The sequence below is a fragment of the Jonesia quinghaiensis DSM 15701 genome, assembly GCF_000423205.1.
Lineage (GTDB): Bacteria > Actinomycetota > Actinomycetes > Actinomycetales > Cellulomonadaceae > Jonesia > Jonesia quinghaiensis.
On record NZ_AUHN01000006.1, the window covers coordinates 139,285 to 158,760 of the forward strand.

21 protein-coding genes and 1 pseudogene are annotated in these 19,476 nt (G+C 56.0%); 15 read left to right on the forward strand and 7 right to left on the reverse strand.

Annotated features, from left to right (window positions below; all coding sequences use genetic code 11):
* Positions 1–35: 35 nt before the first annotated feature.
* Positions 36–992, reverse strand: a complete 957-nt coding sequence (gene dapD / locus G538_RS0106040) for a 2,3,4,5-tetrahydropyridine-2,6-dicarboxylate N-succinyltransferase (protein WP_029068614.1) — start codon at positions 990–992, stop codon at positions 36–38.
* Between the two features lie 154 nt (positions 993–1,146).
* On the opposite strand from dapD, the gene dapE reads away from it, so the two are divergent.
* The 5 genes from dapE (at position 1,147) to G538_RS0106065 (ending at position 5,967) form a co-directional block, all read left to right on the forward strand.
* Entirely contained in the window at positions 1,147–2,256 is a 1,110-nt protein-coding gene (gene dapE / locus G538_RS0106045; protein ID WP_029068615.1) for a succinyl-diaminopimelate desuccinylase, read from the forward strand.
* 58 nt (positions 2,257–2,314) lie between these two features.
* Entirely contained in the window at positions 2,315–3,118 is an 804-nt protein-coding gene (locus G538_RS0106050) for an LOG family protein (protein ID WP_029068616.1), read from the forward strand.
* Positions 3,119–3,203: 85 nt separating this feature from the next.
* Positions 3,204–4,049, forward strand: a complete 846-nt coding sequence (gene folP, locus G538_RS0106055; protein ID WP_051196724.1) for a dihydropteroate synthase — start codon at positions 3,204–3,206, stop codon at positions 4,047–4,049.
* Positions 4,050–4,177: 128 nt separating this feature from the next.
* Positions 4,178–4,345 (forward strand): DUF3117 domain-containing protein, encoded by a 168-nt coding sequence (locus G538_RS17735; RefSeq protein ID WP_084618152.1) that lies wholly within the window; start codon positions 4,178–4,180, stop codon positions 4,343–4,345.
* A gap of 2 nt (positions 4,346–4,347) precedes the next feature.
* Positions 4,348–5,967, forward strand: a complete 1,620-nt coding sequence (locus G538_RS0106065; protein ID WP_029068618.1) for a leucyl aminopeptidase family protein — start codon at positions 4,348–4,350, stop codon at positions 5,965–5,967.
* 18 nt (positions 5,968–5,985) lie between these two features.
* On the opposite strand, the gene G538_RS0106070 is transcribed toward G538_RS0106065, so the two are convergent.
* Positions 5,986–6,618, reverse strand: a complete 633-nt coding sequence (locus G538_RS0106070; protein WP_029068619.1) for an O-methyltransferase — start codon at positions 6,616–6,618, stop codon at positions 5,986–5,988.
* A gap of 114 nt (positions 6,619–6,732) precedes the next feature.
* On the opposite strand from G538_RS0106070, the gene sigE reads away from it, so the two are divergent.
* Both sigE and G538_RS18520 read left to right on the forward strand, forming a co-directional pair.
* Positions 6,733–7,266 carry an RNA polymerase sigma factor SigE gene (gene sigE / locus G538_RS15375; protein ID WP_035833464.1) on the forward strand — a complete coding sequence of 178 codons (534 nt, stop codon included), beginning with the start codon at positions 6,733–6,735 and terminating at the stop codon, positions 7,264–7,266.
* Positions 7,263–7,358, forward strand: a pseudogene (locus tag G538_RS18520) (zf-HC2 domain-containing protein); the annotation flags it as partial. The gene sigE and the pseudogene G538_RS18520, both read left to right, overlap by 4 nt.
* A 53-nt stretch (positions 7,359–7,411) precedes the next feature.
* Here G538_RS18520 and G538_RS18300 read toward each other — a convergent pair.
* Positions 7,412–7,672, reverse strand: a complete 261-nt coding sequence (locus G538_RS18300; protein ID WP_245566805.1) for a hypothetical protein — start codon at positions 7,670–7,672, stop codon at positions 7,412–7,414.
* A gap of 28 nt (positions 7,673–7,700) precedes the next feature.
* On the opposite strand from G538_RS18300, the gene G538_RS18305 reads away from it, so the two are divergent.
* From G538_RS18305 to G538_RS15390, 6 genes are all read left to right on the forward strand, one after another.
* Entirely contained in the window at positions 7,701–8,198 is a 498-nt protein-coding gene (locus G538_RS18305) for a hypothetical protein (protein ID WP_245566806.1), read from the forward strand.
* Positions 8,195–9,742: a S1C family serine protease gene (locus G538_RS15385; protein ID WP_245566807.1), complete on the forward strand. Its 1,548-nt coding sequence runs from the start codon at positions 8,195–8,197 to the stop codon at positions 9,740–9,742. The genes G538_RS18305 and G538_RS15385 overlap by 4 nt, the downstream gene beginning before the upstream one ends.
* Before the next feature lie 55 nt (positions 9,743–9,797).
* Positions 9,798–10,220 (forward strand): twin-arginine translocase TatA/TatE family subunit, encoded by a 423-nt coding sequence (locus tag G538_RS0106090; protein ID WP_342664643.1) that lies wholly within the window; start codon positions 9,798–9,800, stop codon positions 10,218–10,220.
* Between the two features lie 51 nt (positions 10,221–10,271).
* Positions 10,272–11,300, forward strand: a complete 1,029-nt coding sequence (trpS, locus tag G538_RS0106095; protein WP_029068622.1) for a tryptophan--tRNA ligase — start codon at positions 10,272–10,274, stop codon at positions 11,298–11,300.
* Positions 11,300–11,857: a 2'-5' RNA ligase family protein gene (locus tag G538_RS0106100; protein ID WP_029068623.1), complete on the forward strand. Its 558-nt coding sequence runs from the start codon at positions 11,300–11,302 to the stop codon at positions 11,855–11,857. The genes trpS and G538_RS0106100 overlap by 1 nt, the downstream gene beginning before the upstream one ends.
* Positions 11,858–11,930: 73 nt before the next feature.
* Complete coding sequence (locus tag G538_RS15390; protein ID WP_051196633.1) at positions 11,931–12,878, forward strand: YihY/virulence factor BrkB family protein; 948 nt, start codon at positions 11,931–11,933, stop codon at positions 12,876–12,878.
* A 183-nt stretch (positions 12,879–13,061) separates the two neighbouring features.
* Here the strand turns inward: G538_RS15390 and G538_RS0106110 are convergent, their stop codons facing one another.
* The 4 genes from G538_RS0106110 to sdhC are packed head-to-tail and all read right to left on the reverse strand — an operon-like array spanning position 13,062 to position 16,532.
* Entirely contained in the window at positions 13,062–13,829 is a 768-nt protein-coding gene (locus tag G538_RS0106110; RefSeq protein ID WP_029068624.1) for a succinate dehydrogenase iron-sulfur subunit, read from the reverse strand.
* A complete protein-coding gene (gene sdhA, locus G538_RS0106115) occupies positions 13,829–15,658 on the reverse strand; it encodes a succinate dehydrogenase flavoprotein subunit (protein WP_029068625.1) in 1,830 nt (609 codons plus the stop codon). The genes G538_RS0106110 and sdhA overlap by 1 nt, the downstream gene beginning before the upstream one ends.
* Positions 15,659–15,711: 53 nt before the next feature.
* On the reverse strand, positions 15,712–16,152 hold the full coding sequence (locus G538_RS0106120) for a succinate dehydrogenase hydrophobic membrane anchor subunit (protein ID WP_029068626.1): 441 nt from the start codon (positions 16,150–16,152) through the stop codon (positions 15,712–15,714).
* Positions 16,152–16,532, reverse strand: coding sequence for a succinate dehydrogenase, cytochrome b556 subunit (gene sdhC / locus G538_RS0106125; protein WP_029068627.1), 381 nt, complete (start codon positions 16,530–16,532; stop codon positions 16,152–16,154). Before sdhC ends, G538_RS0106120 begins: the two co-directional genes overlap by 1 nt.
* Positions 16,533–16,820: 288 nt before the next feature.
* Here sdhC and G538_RS0106130 point away from each other — a divergent pair, with 288 nt between their 5' ends.
* Positions 16,821–17,978, forward strand: a complete 1,158-nt coding sequence (locus tag G538_RS0106130) for a mannose-1-phosphate guanylyltransferase (protein WP_035833468.1) — start codon at positions 16,821–16,823, stop codon at positions 17,976–17,978.
* A gap of 93 nt (positions 17,979–18,071) precedes the next feature.
* Positions 18,072–19,280: an amidohydrolase gene (locus G538_RS0106135; RefSeq protein WP_029068629.1), complete on the forward strand. Its 1,209-nt coding sequence runs from the start codon at positions 18,072–18,074 to the stop codon at positions 19,278–19,280.
* Positions 19,281–19,476 lie beyond the last annotated feature (196 nt).

The following is a 19,476-nucleotide window of genomic DNA, read 5'->3' on the forward strand; positions in this document are numbered from 1 at the left end:
TAATCACAGTGATTCCCCCACGTTTTTTGTGTCTCTCAGTTTGCGTGCAGAGCAGCGTTCAACTCAATGCCCTTGCCGTCACGTTGGACAGCTTCTACACCACCAGTCAGGGAATTTCGACGGAACAAAATGTTTGGTTGCCCGGAAAGTTCCCGCGCTTTTACCGTCAACGGGTAACCATCTTCGGTGGTCTGCCCAACGACGTGAACCTTCGTACCAGCAGTCACATACAGGCCTGCCTCAATCACGCAATCATCGCCGAGCGATATTCCGAGCCCTGAGTTCGCCCCGAGCAACGAACGCTCACCGATAGCAATGACTTCTTTGCCGCCGCCTGACAGCGTGCCCATGATAGAAGCCCCGCCACCAACATCGGACCCATCGCCAACAACAACGCCAGCTGAAATGCGCCCCTCGACCATAGATGTGCCCAAGGTTCCAGCATTAAAGTTGACGAAACCTTCATGCATGACTGTTGTACCTTCAGCCAAGTGTGCGCCAAGACGCACACGGTCTGCATCTGCGATACGCACACCAGACGGCATGACGTAGTCAACCATGCGGGGGAACTTGTCTACCCCATACACGGTGACGGAGCCACGGGCCCTGAGTCTTGCACGGGTCACCTCAAACTCAACAGGTGAGCAGGGGCCAAAGTTGGTCCACACCACGTTGGCTAGCAGTCCGAACACACCGTCAAGGTTGATGGTGTGTGGGCGCACAATGCGGTGTGACAACAGGTGAAGGCGCAAGTACACGTCAGCGGCGTCTTTGGGGGCCGCATCAACATCTATAACGGTTTTCACTACGGTAAGAGTGACTCCTCGCAGCGGGTCAGCACCCTCAAGCGCGACAAGTTCAGCTGGTGCGGTGGAGTCTTGGGGAGCTGGCACCAACGCGGGTGAGGGATACCAGACATCGAGTACTGTGCCATCTGCCGCGATGGTAGCCACGCCGTAGCCCCATGCGGATCGTGAAAGATTTTCTGCCATGTCTCCACCCTATTGCCTGATGAGGGCGAGTGGGAGCTTGGTGTGGGATCAAGGATGTGATTCGCGCACGTTACCAGCCAGTAACCTCCAAAGCAGTGTCACATGAGTGCGATATCGTGGGAGATGCATCACCCGCCACGTGATTGGATCACCCGTGATCGAGACCGCCCACAATGTCCTTGCCGTCGCTGCGTCTTCTGGCGTGGTTGCGTTGACCCGCGCCCTGTGTGACATCGAGTCCGTCAGTGGGGATGAGCAACGCCTTGCTGACACGATCGAAAACTGGCTTTCGGGCTTCGAGCACCTCACCCTCACACGCATCGACAATAATGTTGTAGCGCGCACCAACTTGGGGCGGGACCAACGAGTAATCATTGCCGGTCACCTCGACACTGTCCCTATTGCTCAGAACCTACCTACTGAAATACGTACGGTTGACGGGCAAGACGTAGTGTGGGGGCGCGGCACAGTTGACATGAAAGCTGGAGTTGCCGTTCAGCTCGCACTGGCCGTAGAACTTACCGACCCTACATACGATGTCACGTGGTGTTTCTATGCCAATGAAGAGGTCGAAGCATCGCTGAACGGTTTAGGGGTCGTGGAACGCACTGCTCCAGAACTGCTTGAAGCGGACTTTGCGATTCTTGGCGAACCATCAAACGCCTCTATCGAGGGCGGATGCAACGGAACGATGCGCGCCATCGTCACCACAACAGGCACAGCCGCTCATTCGGCGCGTGCCTGGATGGGAAGCAATGCGATCCACAGTGCGGCTGAGATCCTCACCAGGCTTCAAGAATACGTTCCAGCTACAGTGACAGTTGATGGTTTGGATTACCGAGAAGGCCTCAACGCCACAGCAATCACCGGTGGCATAGCCGGAAACGTCATCCCAGACCACTGCGCGGTCACCGTGAACTACCGATTCGCTCCTCACCTAACCCTCACCGAAGCAGAGCGCCATATCCGCGAAGTATTCGACGGTTTTTCCGTCGATATCGTGGACCAAGCACCAGGCGCGCGCCCAGGGCTTGACGCCCCACTGGCGCAAGACTTCGCAGATGCAGTGCTAGCGGTGACAGGGCGCCAGCCCGCACCAAAATATGGGTGGACGGATGTTGCGCGCTTTTCAGCCCGCGGGATTCCCGCCGTCAATTTTGGTCCTGGAAACCCGTCACTCGCCCACCACGACAATGAGCACTGCCCGGAATCGGACATCACCTCCTCATACAGTGCACTCAAAGATTGGCTCAGCCGATCCTAAAAGAGTGGGCATCGCTTACACCACAGACCACACCGCCACACAGAAAAGGGCGACAATCATGAGCACCTCATTTCGACACCTTGGTCCCGGATACCGCAAAGGACCAGTACTACTGCGAGGGAACCAAATTCCCGGAGAAACCTCTGACAAACGCCTACTCGACAACTCTGAATCAGCAGATTGGGTCCATCAGGACCCATGGCGGGTGCTGCGCATCCAGAGCGAATTCGTGGAAGGGTTTGGTGCTCTCGCTGAACTTGGCCCCGCAATTTCCATCTTCGGATCAGCACGCACCAAGCAGGATCACCCGGATTATGACTTGGCACGCCAATGTGCTCACCTGATCGTTGAACGCGGCTATGCGGTAATTACCGGCGGTGGCCCAGGGGTCATGGAAGCCGGGAACCGTGGGGCTGATGAAGCTGGTGGAGTTTCAGTGGGATTGGGAATTGAACTTCCCTTTGAGCAAGGAATGAACGAACACGTCAACCTGGGTGTGAACTTCAGGTATTTCTTTGCCCGCAAAACTATGTTCGTGAAGTACGCATCGGGCTTCATTGTGTTGCCAGGCGGCTTCGGCACGTTCGATGAACTTTTCGAAGCGTTGACGTTGGTCCAAACCCACAAGATCACTGAGTTTCCCATCGTTTTGGTGGGCTCTGACTATTGGGGCGGCCTGCTGGACTGGTTGCGGACAACGGTGGCAACACGCGGCATGATTAACCCCGCTGACCTTGATCTTTTCCATGTCGTTGACACCGCTGAAGAAGCAGTGCGAATCGTGGCTGATCACGCTGATTCGGTACAAGCCGCGGCAGCGCAGTCATTGCACGATTCTGACGAGGAACCCGTTGAAGGCTGAACCACCTGAGGTGCCAATCCAGGGAACTCCTTTTATTGCACGAGGCAAAGAAGTAGGGGGGCGCGGAGGTGCCAGTGGTGCGGTGATGGCAATCATCAATCGCACCACAGATTCCTTTTGGTCAGGTGCCAGGCAGGCCGGTGATGCCGACGCACTACGTGCAGCAGAGAAGGCTGTGGGGCAAGGTGCCGACATCATCGATATTGGTGGCGTACGGGCAGGCACTGGCCAAGTCGTTGATGTCAACGAGGAATTGGGCCGTGTCATACCCTTCATTAAAACTGTGCGGAGCGAATTTCCTGACGTTCTTGTGTCAGTTGATACGTGGCGTGCCGAGGTTGCTGTGGCCGCGGCTGATGCTGGGGCCGACATCATCAATGACACGTGGGCGGGGCACGACCCTCGCCTCGTTAAGGTTGCCGCTCAAACAGGTTTAGCGCTGGTGTGCTCCCACACTGGTGGCATGACGCCACGCACTGATCCCTTTCGAGTGGGTTATCCGCTTGGTGGCGAGGAAAGTAACGATCCCCGTGATGGTGTTTTGCACGATGTGTTGGAAACGGTCTTGAAGACAGCTCGTGCTGCGCAACATGCTGGGGTGCCCAAAACGTCATTGTTATTGGATCCCACTCACGACTTCGGCAAGAACACGTGGCATTCGTTGCATTTGGTGAGAAGGACCCAGGAGTTAGTGCGCCAGGGTTATCCGGTGCTCATGGCGCTGTCGCGGAAGGATTTCGTGGGAGAGTCATTGGGGTTAGCTGCTGATGAGCGACTTGAAGGAACATTAGCTGCCACAGCTATCGCTGCATGGCACGGTGCTCGAGTTTTCCGCGCACACGATGTCCAAGAAACGCGTCGTGTGCTGGACATGATTGCGGCATTACGCGGTGATGTACCGCCCATTGCTGTGACGAGAGCAACATTCTAGGGTATTTTGGAGGTTTTCTGCAGGTCAAAGGGCTGTTAAATGAGGCGTGATTAGGTAAAATAGGCGTGGAGTTTACTGTCTCTTTAAAAACAGCGGTTGAGTCACGCACTACGAATGGAGAACGCCACATGGCTGCAATGAAGCCCCGAACCGGTGATGGTCCCATGGAAGTTACACGGGAAGGCCGCGGGATTATCATGCGCGTTCCGCTAGAAGGTGGCGGTAGGCTCGTTGTTGAAATCAACCAAGCGGAAGCCAACGAATTAGGCGCCGCAATACAAGCAGTGATGGACTGATATTGGCTCACCAACCTGAATCTGTCAGCAGAAGCCTCGCCCGCATCGGCCGGAAAATGCCGGAGATCGTGGTCAGCCCCGGCACGCTAGAAGACTGTGATTTCCTGATCGACACCCAGGTTGACGCGATCGCTGTTGGCGTGGGAGCGCCGGTGCCGGGTGACGACGAACTTCAACCCAGAGCCGGGACTGTCCATGCCTCAGCTCGGTACCGAATCGACTTAGCGGAACTTGCTGAGAGAGCGCACTTCAGCGGTGCGGCGGGTGCAACTCACGTCATTGATCTGCCCCGCGTGCATGCCGGTTCTTCGGTTGACCTTCCGTGGCGAGGGCTTCCACTACGCATCATCCTTGTCGGTGTTGGTCAGTCCACACATGATGACATCACCAAAGCCGGCGCTAGTCTTGGTCGCGTCACGCGAGGGCTTGACCGGGTTGTCACCACAGTCGCTGCAACTGGTGATCCAGCGCATGCGCACGCTCTGGCTCATGGGTACTGGCTGGCAGCTCCTCAACGGTGGAGTTTGGCAGCGAAAGAAGGCAGACGGCCAGCGGATCAACTTGTTCTTCTGACCCCACCGGCCCAGGTAGAACAGGTTGAGGAACTCCTGATTCATGCAGAAATCTCGGCATGGAGCACCTGGTTGAGCCGTGACCTGAGTACTGTTCCGGCCAATTACAAAACACCGCAGTGGCTTGCGGATACGATGCGCCGCCTTGCTAAAGAGCAACGTGACATTACCGTGACGGTGCGAGATGCAACATGGTTGGCGAAAAATGGGTGGGGCGGAGTCCTTGCTGTTGGAGGGGGATCTATATCGGCCCCGCTACTTGTAGAAGTTACCTACCGGCCCGCTGGTGCGCACGGTGTTCCAGTAGTTCTCGTAGGAAAGGGCGTCACCTTTGACACGGGTGGAATCTCCATTAAGCGGCCACGCGAGAGCATGATTCCGATGAAGACCGACATGATGGGGGCCGCAAGCGCTTTCGCTGCGGTTCTTGGGGCGTCGCGTAGGAAGGTGAACACACCCATAACTGCGTTGTTGCCGCTGGCGGAAAACCACTTCGGAGCGAACTCGTACCGCCCCGGAGATGTTGTCACACTTGTTGACGGAACTCAGGTTGATGTAAAGAATACTGACGCTGAAGGCAGACTTATCCTTGCTGACGCATTAGCTTATGCAACTAAGCATTTGTCCCCGTCACTCATTATTGATGTTGCCACTCTCACCGGTGCAGCAGCGCTATCTTTGGGGCGCGCCCATGGTGCGCTTTACGGAAACACCCCAGATCTGGTGACTCAACTTCGTTCGGCGGGGGAACGGAGCGGCGAGAAGCTGTGGCCAATGCCACTGGTCAGTGACTACAACTCCGCGTTGGAATCTGACGTTGCAGACGTCGTCAACCTTGCGCCTTCAAGTGTTGGGGCGGGTTCTGTCACCGCAGCCCTGTTCCTCCAACGCTTTGTGGGGGAAACCCCGTGGGCTCATCTTGATATCGCAGGCCCATCACTGTCCGATAAGGACAAGGGGCCCAGTGTCAAAGGCCCGACAGGTTATGGCGCTAGGCTGCTGGTGGATTTCCTTGTGCACTACGACAAGCGAGACTCGGGAAATCTATGACGGTAAAGGGGGCTGTGGCTAGTTTCCACGAACTAGGCACAGCAACCCATCGCCTACCGGCAAAATGCTGGGTGTCCACTGCGGCGAATCACCAAGATCGCGATACCACTGTCGCAACGACACGGTGTTCTCATCTCTATTGGCGGGGTCACTGAGGCGACCCGACACAAATGCATGGGTAAACACTGCTACCCCACCTGGGCGTAGCAATCTGTACGCTTCGTGGCAGACCTCGATCGCGCCAAGCGCGCCAGAGGACAACACAAAGAGATCATATGCATTATCTGCTAATCGAGGCAGAACATCATGGGGATGCCCCGTGATGGCCCGAGTCCGGTGAGAAGAGATCTCAGCGTGATGAAATGCTGTTTTTGCTGCGCGGTGGTGCTCACGTTCGGGGTCAATCGTTGTCAGTACACCATCCGTGGGCATGCCGTAGAGCAGCCAGAGTGATGCTACGGCTGTGCCTGTTCCGACTTCAACCGCAGTTTTTGCTTGGGTAGCAGCAGCCAGTAAACGTAAGGCCCCTCCCGTACTTGCTCCGATCACCGGGCAGCCCAACTCGAATGCCCGCTCACGAGCCGCGGTTACAGCGCTGGGCTCATTCACGTATTGCTCAGCGAATGCCCAGTTTGCTGCCATATGCGACATGCGTGTCACCTTCTTTCGTGATCTCCCTAGGTATCTTACGGTGAGATCGGCACGAATCGCTTGGACACAACCACTTTTCAGGTAGCTTCCAGATCACTGCCATATTGTTGTGGCATGGAGTCACCGTCGTGGGAAGAGGTTGTTCGCCAGCATTCTGCTCGCGTCTACCGTTTGGCGTACCGATTAACAGGCAATCAGCAAGACGCTGAAGACCTCACCCAGGATGTTTTCATTCGGGTGTTTCGTAGCCTCGATAGCTTCCAACCTGGGTCCTTCGAAGGATGGCTTCACAGGATCACAACAAATCTCTTTTTGGACTCTGTTCGGCGCAAACGCCGCGTGTGGATGGATCCGATGGGAGAGGACGCATCGACCTATCCTGATCGTTCTGAGCAAGGCAGCCCAGAACGCGGGTTCGAACACAATAACCTTGATCTTGATATCCAACATGCATTAGGGCAGCTGAAGCCGGAGTATCGGGTAGCGGTCGTGTTGTGTGACATCGAAGGGTTGTCTTACGAGGAAATTGCCGCAACGCTTGGGGTCAAGTTAGGGACAGTTCGGTCACGAATCCACCGTGCGCGTACGCAGTTGCGGCGTCATCTCGCTCACCGGGCAAAGGCCGAGCCAACTGAGGTGATGCCATGAAGCCGCATTTAGGTAACCGAGTATCCGCGCTTGTTGATGGGCAATTATCAACCGCAGAGCAAGAAGAAGCTCTAGCGCATATCGCTGGTTGCTCACCATGTGCGTTGGAGGTTCGTGAAGAGCGTCTAGCTCGTGGTGTGTTGTCTCAGTGCGGCGATCCGGCGCCATCATCTGAGCTTGTCGCTGGGTTAATGGGGCTCGTCAGTGGGACTACTGCCGCCCCTCCACGTGTATCGCGTAGCCACAATGATCCGTTTCTACCTTGCACGTCCCTGCCGTCAGAAAAGTGGTCAGGTGCGCTTCGGTCTACCAGAACTTGGTGGGGTGGTTTCGCTGTTCTAGCGATCGCTGTGGGGGTTGGTGCGCCTTTGATGATAGGAAGTGGTGGCGCTAGTGACAGGACCATCACTCCTTTGACAGCACACAGTGACGTCATGTCGCATGTTGAGCAAATCGGCTCTGATCCGGACTTCTCCCCAGTGGTAGAACTCCCCGCTGACGGCAGTGGGGTGCTGGACCCGCAGCAAATCGCTCGTTGGGCAAACGATCACGGGTGGGCTGCACCCAACATCGGGGCAGGTACAGCGCGGGTGACACGGGTGGGTTTTTCCTCTGCCGAACCGTCACATTTAGAGATGCTCATTGAACGCGGCAGCGCTAAGGTGCTGGTCCGTCAGACTCACGGTGCCCTCGATGTTGGCGCAGTTGCTCAAGCCCGGATGGTGCGTGCGGGGGAAGGTGCGCTGTACGTGATATCCACAAGACCGGTGCATATCGTTTGGCAAAGCCACGGCAGGGTGTTTGAATTGGTCGCGCAGGACGATGCAGCAACAGCGATGGATATCGCGTTGCTGTTTCCGGTTTCTGAGCCACGGCAGGGGATTTCTTCTGTTGTAACCGCGCTGGCTGACATCGTAGGAGGCGCCAAGTGACACAGCCGATTCCCCCACAAACTCCGGAGGATGCGGGAACTAGTCTCCCGCCGCACCAGAGTGCGCACGAGCGGTTCGCGCCGCCTTCCGCTTCTCATCGCGCGCAACAGGGCACGAATGACGATGCGGGGGACCAAACCGCTGACGAGGTGCAGCAGGTTGCGCCTCTTGCTGCTCGACAACAATCCCCAGAAGTTACTGATCCACCGCCTACTCCCAGGCACGGGCCCGTCCCGCAGCCACCAACGTCGACGCCTCCGCCAACTGCATCTACCGGTTTCGTAGCGCCTGGGATGGCACCACGCCCATACCAACCGCAAACACCGTCAACGATCGCAGGTGCCCACGGGTTGCCGCCGTCACATGCCTCGATAGGGCTCCCTTCTCAGCCGCAAACAGGGTCTTCATGGGATGGTGTGCCGTCCCAACCAGCGGCTAAGCGTCCGCGCCGCGGCGGAGTTTTGTTGTTGACGATGGTCGTGGCTTTGGTGTCAGCAACCGTTGGCGGACTTATCGGTGGGCAACTTCAAGCACAGCGCGCCCCAGATGCAGCTGCCGTTATTGTCCATGGTGGGAGCGATGGATCAACAGCAGATCTCAGCCGTGCTGAGGGATCTGTCGCAGATATCGCGGCGCAGGTCCTACCTTCTGTTGTATCAATTGAGGTGTACGCCCAGGATGGGGTTTCCACGGGGTCAGGATTTGTCATCTCTGATAACGGCTACATCCTGACAAATGATCACGTAGTTGCTGAAGCTGAAGATGCTGACGGCGTGGTTGTGATGTTTTCTGACGGTCAAGAGTTTGACGCTGAGGTCATTGGGTCCACTGTGGAATATGACCTTGCTGTGATCAAGGTTGACCGCAAAGAACTCACCCCGCTGGAGCTAGGTGACTCTGACGCTGTTGTCGTGGGGGATGCGACCATTGCTATCGGTGCTCCACTAGGCTTGCAGGGCACAGTGACCACGGGCATTGTCTCAGCATTGAACCGCCCAGTGACAGCAGGCGGAGCCGATGACTTGTCTTACATCAATGCCATCCAAACCGATGCTGCAATTAACCCCGGTAACTCCGGCGGGCCACTAGTGAACGTTAAGGGCGAAGTGATTGGTGTCAATTCCGCAATTGCCCAACCCCCAGGTTCGATGGTCTCCTCACCGGCTGGGAGTATTGGTCTCGGATTCGCCATCGGTTCAAATCAAGCTGCTCGAACAGCTGCTGAAATCATCGACAATGGGTTCGCAACATATCCGATTATTGGGGTCATGCTGGATTCTGCCTACCAAGGGCAAGGTGTCCAAGTGTTGCGTAGCCCGCAAGGTGGGCAGCAGCCGGTGACACCAGGAGGGCCTGCTGATCAGGCCGGTTTGCAGCCGGGCGACGTTATCACCGCCATTGACGACAGGCCCGTGACGTACGCTGATGAACTGATTGTTGCCATCCGTGCAAAAGCTCCTGGTGACACCGTAGCGCTCACGGTCAAAACATCCACAGGTGAACGTACTGTTGAAGTAACACTTGATGAAGCGCGCAGCGAATAGGTTAGGCTAAAGCCGTGATTGCACTCGCTGCTCGCCAAATATGGAGGACGTTCCTGTGATTTTCGGGATCAACGGTGGGGAATTCCTCATCATCCTCTTGGTTATCGTTCTCGTTGTAGGGCCCGAACGTCTCCCTCAATACGCGGAGCAGTTAGCACAACTTGTTCGTAAAGCGCGCAGCTTTATGTCCGATGCCAAGCAAAAAGTCGATACCGAACTTGGTCCGGAGTTTCGCGATGTTGATTGGCAAAAGCTCGATCCGCGTCAGTACGACCCTCGACGCATCGTTCGTGAAACGCTGATTGAAGACACGATTCTTGATCCCAATTACGGCAAGAAGCCAACTGGTGACGCTTCGGCGGCGACAGCAGCCGTAGCTGCTGCTCGTGCACGCAGTCAACCACAGGGCCCTTCTTTCCCTCAATTCACGCCTTTGCCCGCAGGGCAAACGCCGCCTTTTGACACTGAAGCGACATGAGCGAAAAGTCGGACTCGAAATCTTAGGTGCCGACCTGCAACAATAGAGACCATGACTTCACAGCCCACGCGCCAGCGCATCCTGTCAGGGATGCAACCAACCAATGATTCATTGTCGATCGGCAACTACATTGGGGCGATGACGCAGTGGGTGGCGTTGCAAGAAAACTACGACGCCTTCTACATGGTGGTCGACCTCCATGCACTGACGGTGAATCCTGACCCGGAAAAACTGAAAACCCGCACGCGCTCAACCTTGGCGCAGTACCTAGCTGGTGGCGTTGACCCATCGCGGTCAACCCTCTTCCTTCAATCTCATGTCCCAGCACATGCAGAACTTGCGTGGATCCTGTCTTGCAATACCGGTTTTGGGGAACTGGGCCGTATGACGCAGTTCAAAGACAAATCCGCGAAGCAAGGTATTGAAGGAGCCAGTGCCGGCCTCTTCACCTATCCAGTGCTGATGGCGGCTGACATCCTGCTTTATGATTCGGCGCTTGTTCCAGTTGGGGAAGACCAGCGTCAACACCTAGAGCTGACACGAAACCTCGCAGAGAGAATGAACAGCCGTTTTGGCGAGGACACCTTTGTAGTTCCCGAACCTCACATCGTCAAAGCTGTAGCTAAGGTCTATGACCTGCAGCAACCCACAGCGAAGATGAGTAAAAGTGAAGTTGGTAAAGGGACAATTTGGTTGATGGATCCGCCCAAGGTGGCGGCGAAGAAAATTAAGTCAGCTGTTACGGATGCTGGGACAGAGATCCGTTTTGACCGTGAAGAAAAACCTGGTGTGTCAAACCTCCTCACCATGTATTCAGTCTTCACTGGTCAAACTATTGAGCAACTCGAGCAGGAATATGCTGGCAAGCAATACGGTCACCTCAAAGTTGACCTCGCCGAGATTGTTGCTGACTTTTTGACCCAGTTCCAAGGGGAAGTGCACCGCTACTTGGATGACCCAGCTGAACTCGATCGCATCTTGGCGACTGGCGCGGCCAAAGCACAAGCTGTGGCTCAAGAGACTCTCGCTCGTGTTTATGACCGGGTTGGACTACTAGCCCCCGGGCATGGGGTTGCCTGATGCAGGCTAGTCTGCTTGGTGCAGAACAGCGGCGTATTGGGGTGTCGATTGCCGTTCCTCCTCCCTACGCTGAGGAGCTTGTAGCGGCGCGTCGTGCGACCGGGGATCCCCTTGCGGATGCGATACCAGCGCATATCACTATCCTCGGTCCCACCGTCATTGATGCTGACAATCTCGATAGAGTCTATGAGCATGTTCACGCTGCGTGCCGGGCTGTTGAACCATTTGATGTGCATCTTCGTGGGAGCGCAACATTCCGTCCCATCTCTCCTGTGGTGTTCATCCAAGTGGTGCAAGGTATCGCGGAATGTGAGGAGTTGGAGCGGCGGGTGAGGTCCGGGCTGCTCGACCAGCACTTGCGGTTCAACTATCATCCTCACGTCACTATCGCTCACGAGGTGGACGATGATGCGCTTGATGCTGCGTTCGAAAAGATGGCATTTTATGAGGCGACATTCCCAGTGACAGAAATCCACGTTTTTGAACACGGGGATGACGACGTCTGGCGCCCGGTTAGAGCTTTCGCGCTGGGTGTAGAGGAAAACGCGAACGAGTAGTGAGATGCCCCGAGATCCGGTGATTCTTGATGTTCGACATGCTCGTGAGGCTGTCCTGACCTAGGCTGTTGGGGTGACTGAACGCGAAAAAACTCCCCTCACCAGCCGATTCAAGACTCTCAAAGAACGCGGAAACGAAGTGAGGCAGCGGATCCTCCAAACACGCCCAGCGCGTGCTGTTCGTCGCTATCTACTGGCAAACGGGTCGATTCTTGCCGGGGGCATAACCTACACGGCCCTATTTTCCTTGTCCGCTGCCTTGACTCTCGGGTTTACCTTGCTGATCCGGTTCTTTGGAAACAACGAGGAAGTCAAGGAATCTGTCATGGAGTCGCTTGACGAAGCGATTCCTGGCTTGATCGACACAGGTTCGAACAATGGACTCATACGTCCTGACGAGCTGACATTCTCGCCTGCGTTAACTGTCACAAGCTTTATTGCCGTAGGAGTTCTTCTTTTCACTGCCCTGAGAGCAATGGGGGTTCTGCGTAAATCCCTGCACGGTATGTTCGGGATGCTCACTGCTCGGAAGAATAAACCAATTGATAAGGCGCGTGAGTTGCTTGGGTTCTTCATTATTGCCACAGGCGTACTTGTCTCTGCTGTTGCCACTATCGCTGTTGACACCGCTGGCCGGTGGTTGGCAGGCCGTCTGGTTGGCGGAGAGGTATGGGGATCCCTGATTCCTTTGGGGAGTTTCGTGGTGGGGCTTCTTGTTGATGTTGGAATGTTCTTCCTGCTTATCCGTGTGCTTGCTGGTTTGCGTTTGCCCACTAAAGACCTACTGGCGGGTGCAGCCGTTGCTGCCGTTGGGCTTGGTGGCTTGCGAATCCTTGGGACGTCAGTGGTTGCAGGTTCTGCATCATCAAATCCACTATTTGCTTCAGCAACAGTGATCGTCACCTTGCTCGTCTGGATCAATATCAGTGCGCGCATCATTTTGGTGGCTGCCGCATTTGCGGCCGATCCTCCGCATGCCATTCTGAAACGCGAAGAAGAATTGTCAACAATGTCTGTATAGCACGCTGAAGTTCCGTGGGAGAAACCTCTGCTTTCCAATGGAGCGATATTCTGTATGACAGAACGGGGCCGACCATCAATTGATGGTCGGCCCCGTTCCCATTCTGTGCCGTATTCGTCAGTCAGTGTGCGTGGTGCTTCTGAAAGCGAGTACTGGTTGAACCTGGACTGTGCGCTGGCATTCCTAGAATGCGCGACGGATCATTGCGCGTTTCACTTCTTGAATAGCCTTGGTTACCTCAATGCCACGGGGGCATGCTTCCGTGCAGTTGAAGGTTGTTCGGCAACGCCAGACTCCCTCTTTGTCGTTGAGGATTTCCAGCCGCTGTGTCGCACCTTCATCGCGTGAATCGAAAATGAAGCGGTGCGCATTGACGATTGCTGCCGGGCCGAAGTACTGACCATCAGTCCAGAACACGGGGCAGGATGACGTGCACGCAGCACACAGAATACATTTGGTGGTGTCATCGAAGCGTTCACGTTGTTCAGCGCTTTGGATACGTTCCTTAGAGGGCTGGTTCCCAGAGGTGATAAGGAACGGCATGATTTCACGGTAGGACGCGAAAAACGGCTCCATGTCAACGATCAGGTCTTTGACTACCGGCAATCCCTTAATGGGCTCAACAATGATCGGCCCCTTGTCAGGGTTGAGATCTTTGAGGAGAGTCTTGCACGCCAACCGGTTTCGGCCATTGATGCGTATCGCATCTGAGCCGCAAATTCCATGCGCACACGAGCGGCGGAACGTTAGTGTTCCGTCAGTTTCCCACTTGATTTTATGAAGAGCATCAAGCACTCGGTCGGTGCCATACATAGTGAGCGTGTGCTGTTCCCAGTATGGTTCGTCGGAGTTTTCTGGAATGAACCGGCGAACCTTGATGGTGACCTCAAACGAGGGGATAGCACCAGCTTGTGTTTCGGTGTCGGTGTCTTTGTCAAGTGTGGCAGTCATCAGTACTTACGCTCCATTGGCTCGTACCTTGTTTGCACGACGGGTTTAGCGCCGAGCACAACCTTGTAGTCCTCAAAGTCACTGACGTGTGAGAAAGCCTCGTCGGTGATGTTGCCACCCACAGACGCACCGGGTGGACGGCGATACACCATGGTGTGGTGCATGTAGCGACTGTCGTCACGGTCAGGGTAGTCCTCGCGGAAGTGCCCACCGCGCGATTCACGGCGGTTCAATGCCGCAATGACAGTTACCTCGGCAATGTCGAGGAGGAACCCAAGTTCTAGGGCTTCCAACAGGTCAGTGTTGAACATCTTGCCTTTGTCTTGGACTGACACCCGCTGGTAGCGCTCTTGAAGGGTCCTGATATCAGCCAATGCTTGGGTGAGTGATTCTTCTGTGCGGAACACCTGGGCGTTGGCGTCCATCGTCTCTTGCATTTCACGACGGATATCTGAAACTCGCTCACCCTCAGGGCGAGTGCGCAACTCTTCAAGTTGGGTGATGACCCACTGTTCTGCAGAATCAGGGAGGTCAGTGAAGGTTGCTGTCTTCGCATATGCAGCGGCTGCGCGCCCGGCACGCTTACCAAACACGTTGATGTCTAGCAGCGAGTTTGTCCCCAACCGATTTGCGCCATGCACGGAAACACAGGCCACTTCACCGGCAGCGTAGAGCCCTTTAACAACATCACTGGGGTTACGGAGAACTTCAGAATCGATCGTTGTGGGGATTCCGCCCATTGCGTAGTGAGCGGTGGGGTACACCGGCACGGGCTCGGTGTATGGCTCAATGCCCAAGTAGGTACGGGCGAACTCCGTGATATCCGGTAGTTTCGCGTCGATGTGTGCTGGTTCCAAGTGGGTGAGGTCGAGCAGGACGTAGTCCTTATTGGGGCCAGCGCCTCTGCCTTCTCGTACCTCGTTAGCCATTGACCGTGCCACGATGTCTCGTGGGGCAAGGTCTTTGATGGTGGGGGCATAGCGCTCCATGAAGCGCTCACCGTTCCCGTTACGGAGGATTCCACCTTCACCACGAGCCGCTTCGGAGAGCAGAATCCCAAGTCCAGCCAACCCTGTGGGGTGGAACTGGAAGAACTCCATGTCTTCGAGGGGCAACCCACGGCGGAGCGCAAGGGCCATCCCGTCGCCGGTGAGGGTGTGAGCGTTAGAGGTTGTTTTGTAGATTTTCCCTGCCCCACCTGTCGCAAAGACGACGGCTTTGGTTTGGAAAATGTGGATCTCGCCCGTGGCAAGGTCGTAGGCAACAACTCCTGTGGCTGTGACTTCCTCGCCCGCTGGGACATCGCCAGCAGAGAGGTCGTGGTCCACGATGAGGTCAAGGACATAGAACTCATTAAAGAATTCGACGTCCTGTTTGACGCAGTTTTGGTACAGCGTTTGGAGGATCATGTGACCGGTGCGGTCAGCTGCATAGCAGGCGCGCCGAACAGCTGCTTCACCGTGATTGCGGGTGTGTCCACCGAAGCGTCGTTGGTCAATCTTGCCTTCAGGGGTGCGGTTGAACGGCAACCCCATTCGTTCAAGGTCAAGAACTGCGTCGATGGCTTCTTTGGCCATGATCTCTGCGGCATCTTGATCCACGAGATAGTCACCGCCTTTGACGGTGTCAAAAGTGTGCCATTCCCAGTTGTCTTCTTCGACGTTTGCTAAGGCGGCACACATGCCACCTTGTGCGGCACCGGTGTGGGACCGGGTGGGGTAAAGCTTGGAAATAACTGCCGTGCGGGCTTCGGTGGAAGCCTCAAGAGCGGCGCGCATTCCTGCGCCACCTGCGCCGACAATCACGACGTCATACTGGTGGAATTGCATCGTAGCCGATGCCTCCTAACAACAAGAGGGTGCGGGCTGACTCTGTGTCTGGGTCAGCAGAATGAGGGAAGTAGATCTGCTGGAGCGTTGGCGGGGCATGGATCGAAGGTGAAAATCACCAGAGTGCCAAGCACGACAGTGAGAATGAATGCACTGTACAAGCCGATTTTTAGAATGGCCCGGGTGACGTGCTTTTCTGCGTAGTCATTGATAATTGTGCGTACGCCATTGGTGCCATGGATCATTGCGAGCCAGAGCATGAGCAGATCCCACATTTGCCAGAATGGTGATGCCCATTTGCCGCCAACAAAGGCGAAGTCAATACGGTTAACACCCTCACCGACCATCAGGTTGACGAAGAGGTGACCGAAAATGAGGACAACGAGGATGACACCGGAGCCGCGCATAAAAAGCCAGCCCCACATCTCAAAGTTAGAGCGTGTGATCTTCTTGCGTACGTAGGGGGCGCGTGGGTTGTCAATGTTGGCAGTCATCAGTGACCTCCGAAAATGTGCGAGAGGTGGCGGGGGAGGAAGCCAGCCATAGTGACAATCACCAGGCCAACAACGACCCACAGCATGATGCGCTGGTATTTGGGTCCCTTGGACCAGAAGTCCACAAGGATGATGCGCAGGCCGTTGAATGCGTGGAATACGATTCCCACGACGAGCCCGGCTTCACCCAGACCCATAATGGGGGTTTGGTAGGTGCCGATGACGGCGTTGTATGCCTCTGGGGAGACACGGACGAGGGCGGTGTCGAGGACGTGGACAAAGAGGAACAGGAAAATGAGCACGCCGGTTACACGGTGTGCAACCCACGACCACATTCCTTCACGGCCGCGATAGAGCGTTCCTGCAGGTGCGCTGGGCACTGTGGCGCCTCCTGGTAGCGAGATCTTGAGCCGGATCTGGTCAGGTGTGGTCCTGTTTCTCAGGACAACATCGTCCATCTCCGCGTGTGCTTCCACTTTAGTGAATTTTCTGTGCGCTGAGGCACAGGGGTGCCGCGAATCGCAGAGAAAAGGCCCCGTTTGTGACTTATCCCACAGCATTCTGTCACTTCCGTGGACTGTCCCGTCTCGATGTCGAGCAACTTATCGCTGTTGACGCGGGACCAGTGGACTCGGGGAGTAGGCAAACCATTGAGTACTCTTGACTCCATGACGCCGCACCAGCCTGAACAGACACGACGATCTGCCCGCCCCGTGAGCCCGATCGATGACTTCCATGCTGTGATACCCGCCGGCGGTTCGGGGACCCGCTTATGGCCGATGTCCCGCGAGGTGCGCCCCAAGTTCCTTCTCGATCTCACCGGTGCTGGACGCTCGCTCCTCCAAGCAACCTACGATCGCGTTTCGCGTCTCAGTGGACCACAAAACGTCATGGTCGTCACCGGGGGTGCGCACGAGAAACCCATTCAGGAGCAACTCCCGAGCCTGGCAGACACGGCGATATTGACTGAACCCTCCCCGCGTGACTCAATGGCGGCCATCGGATTGGCGGCCGCTGTGCTGCAGCAACGCCACGGAGACGTGCTTTTAGGGTCCTTTGCAGCAGATCATGTCATCACGGATCTCGAAGGATTCGATGCTGCTATCCGTGAAGCGGTTACAGCAGCCCGTCAGGGGTATGTCGTCACCATCGGAATTTCGGCAACGCGGCCGTCGACAGCCTTTGGGTACATTCACTCAGGCGAGCTCCTCGATTTACCGGGGTGTACTAGCGTGCGTAGTGTCGAGAGCTTCACAGAAAAGCCGGACGCTTCAACTGCCCGGAATTATCTATCCACGGGCGAATACCGGTGGAATGCAGGAATGTTTATCTCCAAAGTGTCCGTGCTCTTGGGCCACCTACGTGACCAGCGACCTGACCTGCACGCCGGGTTGATGACCATTGCCGCAGCCTGGGATACCGATCGCCGCGAGTCCGTATTGGCTGAGGTGTGGCCGCGTTTGGAGAAAATCGCCATTGACCATGCAGTCGCTGAGCCAGTTGCTCAAACGGGGGGAGTGGCTGTGGTTCCTGGGAATTTTGGCTGGGATGACGTGGGCGACTTCAACTCACTTGCTGCGTTACTTCCCTCTGATGACAATGCGGGTTCCAAGGTGGTTGGAGACCATCAAGACGTTGTCCGAGTGCAAAGCGCAGGTTCAGTGGTGGTGCCCAACTCGGGTCGCCTGGTCACGATCCTAGGACTTGATGACGTGGTTGTGGTGGACACTCCAGATGCGCTCCTGGTGACAACTCGTGCGCGAGCGCAACAGGTCAAGGATATGGTCACTGAACTGCGGGATCGGGGCTTGGAAAACTATCTCTAGCGTGTGACGCGCATGAGGGGAGGCGCGTAGTCGTTGAGACTCAACGTGTGGGACGCCAGTGGGGAGAGGGGTCTAAAGGAGTAGGCTCGTTATGTGACATTTCCACTGGCCTCTGCGATAGATGACCTTGCGACAGCGTTCGAGGACGAGATTCTCTCGTTTCGTCGCGATATCCACGCCCACCCTGAGACGGCCCGGCAAGAGCACCGGACAACGCAGGCTGTTGCTGAGCGCCTGCGTCAAGCTGGACTCACTCCTGTCCTTTTCAAGGGGACTGGACTCATGTGTGACATCGGTCCAAGTGCTGAAGAAGGGGGCGAATCGCTTATTGCCCTGCGTGCTGACATCGATGCTCTTCCGCTCCAAGAAACGTCTGGCTTGCCGTTTGCGTCAGTCAATGACGGGGTGAGTCACTCGTGTGGACACGACGTTCACACCTCAGTTGTGCTGGGTGCGGGGCTCATTTTGGCGCGGCTTGCTCAAGAGGGGCGCCTGACTCAAGGAGTGCGGTTAGTTTTCCAACCAGCTGAGGAAGTGCAGCCGGGTGGCGCTTTGGACCTTTTGGCGCAGGATGTCTTGGATGATGTGGGGGAGATTTTTGCGGTTCATACAGAACCCAAACTTGATTGCGGATTGATTGGTTCTCGGATTGGTCCGATCACTTCTGCCTGCGACACAATCACGGTGACGGTAACTTCTCACGGTGGGCACACTTCTCGTCCACACCTTACTGGCGATGTTGTCTATGCCATCGGTGAGATCATCACAGAAGTTCCAGCTGTGCTGGGGCGCCGCTTGGACCCGCGCTCGGGCGTCAATATGACGTGGGGCAGTGTGCAGGCAGGTGCGGCGCCCAATGCAATCCCAGCATCGGGAATGATCATGGGAACACTGCGATGCCTAGAAGTTAGCGCATGGGAACAGGCAGCTCACGTACTTAAGGAGACCGTTGCCCACGTGGCGGCAGCTTATGGGGTCGAGGTGGCACTCCATCACCAGCGCGGAGTTCCCCCTGTGGACAACGCTGAATCATGCACGCTCGACATCGAAGCGGCTGCACGTGATGCTCTCGGCGGTCATAGCGTGACGCTGACAGAACAGTCACTTGGTGGGGAGGATTTTGCCTGGTACCTCACTAAAGTTCCGGGAGCACTGATTAGACTTGGAACAAGGACTCCGGGTGGGAAAACGTATGATATCCACCGGGGAGATCTGCGAATCGATGAGAACTCGCTTAAAGTCGGTATGAGGATTCTTGCACGTGTTGCAACGGGAGAAGATGCCCGCCTCGACCGCGTGTGATAGGTACGAAACCCACTGAACACAAGGAATCTCACGATCCGAGCGCTCTCAGTCCACTGACGGAGCGGACGCTCTCAAGTTGGTAACGAATGTGATTCGTTACCCAATAGAAACTGAACGTTAACGGCTTAACGTCTACAGTTATCTGTAAGGCGGGTCACTGAGGCCCGAATCAAGGAAGGCAGCATGCCGGTTC

Excerpts from the sequence above, each read along its gene's own strand:
- dapD (WP_029068614.1), bottom strand. The coding sequence starts at position 992 with ATGGCAGAAAATCTTTCACGATCCGCATGGGGCTACGGCGTGGCTACC.
- G538_RS0106050 (WP_029068616.1), top strand. The coding sequence starts at position 2,315 with ATGAGCACCTCATTTCGACACCTTGGTCCCGGATACCGCAAAGGACCA.
- G538_RS18300 (WP_245566805.1), bottom strand. The coding sequence starts at position 7,672 with ATGGTCCTGTCACTAGCGCCACCACTTCCTATCATCAAAGGCGCACCA.
- G538_RS0106100 (WP_029068623.1), top strand. The coding sequence starts at position 11,300 with ATGCAGGCTAGTCTGCTTGGTGCAGAACAGCGGCGTATTGGGGTGTCG.
- sdhA (WP_029068625.1), bottom strand. The coding sequence starts at position 15,658 with ATGCAATTCCACCAGTATGACGTCGTGATTGTCGGCGCAGGTGGCGCA.
- G538_RS0106120 (WP_029068626.1), bottom strand. The coding sequence starts at position 16,152 with ATGACTGCCAACATTGACAACCCACGCGCCCCCTACGTACGCAAGAAG.
- G538_RS0106070 (WP_029068619.1), bottom strand. The coding sequence starts at position 6,618 with ATGTCGCATATGGCAGCAAACTGGGCATTCGCTGAGCAATACGTGAAT.
- sigE (WP_035833464.1), top strand. The coding sequence starts at position 6,733 with ATGGAGTCACCGTCGTGGGAAGAGGTTGTTCGCCAGCATTCTGCTCGC.
- trpS (WP_029068622.1), top strand. The coding sequence starts at position 10,272 with ATGACTTCACAGCCCACGCGCCAGCGCATCCTGTCAGGGATGCAACCA.
- folP (WP_051196724.1), top strand. The coding sequence starts at position 3,204 with ATGGCAATCATCAATCGCACCACAGATTCCTTTTGGTCAGGTGCCAGG.
- G538_RS0106110 (WP_029068624.1), bottom strand. The coding sequence starts at position 13,829 with ATGACTGCCACACTTGACAAAGACACCGACACCGAAACACAAGCTGGT.
- G538_RS0106130 (WP_035833468.1), top strand. The coding sequence starts at position 16,821 with ATGACGCCGCACCAGCCTGAACAGACACGACGATCTGCCCGCCCCGTG.
- G538_RS17735 (WP_084618152.1), top strand. The coding sequence starts at position 4,178 with ATGGCTGCAATGAAGCCCCGAACCGGTGATGGTCCCATGGAAGTTACA.
- G538_RS18305 (WP_245566806.1), top strand. The coding sequence starts at position 7,701 with ATGTCGCATGTTGAGCAAATCGGCTCTGATCCGGACTTCTCCCCAGTG.